We start from the raw sequence: 1,762 nt of genomic DNA on the forward strand, positions 1-1,762 counted from the left end.
GCGTAGATGTGCGGGCATGGCCGGGGAGCCGGTCGCGGTGGGGGGGTGAGTGTGCGCGGAGGGCGTGGCGTTCTCGCGTCGCGGGGAACGGGTCAACGGGCATCCACTCACCTATCTCGACTCGGGCGCGACCGCCCAGAAGCCGCTGGCCGTGCTCGACGCCGAGCGCGACTATTCCCTGCACCTGAACGCCGCCGTGCACCGCGGCGCCCACACGCTCGCCGCCGAGGCGACCGAGCTGTTCGAAGACGCCCGCCACGCGGTCGCCCGATTCGTCGGGGCCGACGACGACGAGATCGTCTGGACCTCCAACGCCACAGAGGCGATCAACCTCGTCGCCTACGCCGTCTCGAACGCGACGCTCGGCCGCGGAGGCCAGGCCGCCAAGCGGTTCGCCCTGCGCCCCGGCGACGAGATCGTCGTCACCGAGATGGAGCACCACGCGAACCTCCTGCCGTGGCAGGAACTCGCCGCGCGCACCGGGGCGGCGCTCCGCTACATCCCGCTCGCCGACGACGGCACCCTGCGCCTGGACCTCGCGCCCGGAATCATCGGCGACCGCACGAGAATCGTCGCCGTCACCCACGTCTCGAACGTGCTCGGCACCATCAACCCTGTCGCCGACCTCGTCGCACTGGCGCACGCCGCCGGGGCGCTCGTGCTGCTCGACGCCTGCCAGTCCGCGCCGCACCTCGCCCTCGACCTGCACGCCCTCGGCGTCGACTTCGCCGTCTTCTCGGGTCACAAGATGCTTGCCCCCACCGGCATCGGAGTGCTCTACGGGCGCCGCGAACTGCTGAGCGCCCTGCCCCCGTTCCTGACCGGCGGGTCGATGATCACGACCGTCACGATGGAATCCGCCGAGTACCTGCCGGCGCCGCAGCGCTTCGAGGCCGGCACCCAGCGCGTCTCGCAGGCGATCGCCCTCGGAGCGGCCGTCGGGTACCTGAGCGCAGTCGGGCTCGACCGCATCGAAGCCCATGAGGCACTCCTCGGCCAGCGGCTCGTCGCCGGCCTCGGCCAGATCGAGGGCGTGCGGGTGCTCGGCCCCGGCCTCGGCCGCGAGCGCGTGGGCTTGGCGAGTTTCGAGGTGGCGGGCATCCACTCGCACGATGTGGGCCAGTTTCTGGATGATCGGGGCATCGCGGTGCGCGTCGGCCACCACTGCGCGCAGCCGCTGCACCGGCGCTTCGGGGTGACGGCCTCGACGCGCGCCAGCACCTACCTCTACAACACAGAGGCCGAGGTCGACCTTCTGCTCACAGGGGTCGCCGACGCCATCACGTTCTTCGGCGCCCACGCATGAGCGCCGGGGAGCTGCAGGGCCTCTACCAGCAGGTCATCCTCGACCACGCGCGCGAGAAGCACGGGTTCGGGCTGGTGCAGGGCACTGCTCCGGATGCCGCGTCCCACCAGGTCAACCCGACCTGCGGCGACGAGATCACGCTGCACGTGCACCTCGAGCCCGGCGGCACGGCCGTCTCGCGGCTGGCGTGGGAGGGGCAGGGCTGCTCGATCTCGCAGGCCTCGGCGTCACTGCTGTCGGACCTGGCCCCGGGCCTCGACGTGCCGGGCCTCCGCGAGCGCATCGACGCCTTCCGTCTCGCCATGCGCTCGAAGGGAACGATCGAGCCCGACGAGGAGCTGCTCGGCGACGCGGTGGTGCTCGGCGGCACCTCGCGCTACATCGCCCGCGTCAAGTGCGCGATGCTCGCCTGGGTCGCGCTCGAAGACGCCCTGCACCACCTGCCCCCCGCCGCCC

The 1,762-nt window shown here is 72.1% G+C and carries 2 protein-coding genes; both read left to right on the forward strand.

Annotation, left to right across the window (positions count from 1 at the left end; translation table 11 throughout):
- Positions 1-64 precede the first annotated feature (64 nt).
- Complete coding sequence (locus C5B96_RS16910; RefSeq protein WP_233189267.1) at positions 65-1,306, forward strand: aminotransferase class V-fold PLP-dependent enzyme; 1,242 nt, start codon at positions 65-67, stop codon at positions 1,304-1,306.
- The coding region (gene sufU, locus C5B96_RS16915; RefSeq protein ID WP_104246522.1) for a Fe-S cluster assembly sulfur transfer protein SufU at positions 1,303-1,762 on the forward strand (460 nt) is incomplete at its 3' end. The genes C5B96_RS16910 and sufU, both read left to right, overlap by 4 nt.

This window comes from Subtercola sp. Z020 (genome assembly GCF_002931235.1).
Classification (GTDB): Bacteria; Actinomycetota; Actinomycetes; order Actinomycetales; family Microbacteriaceae; genus Subtercola.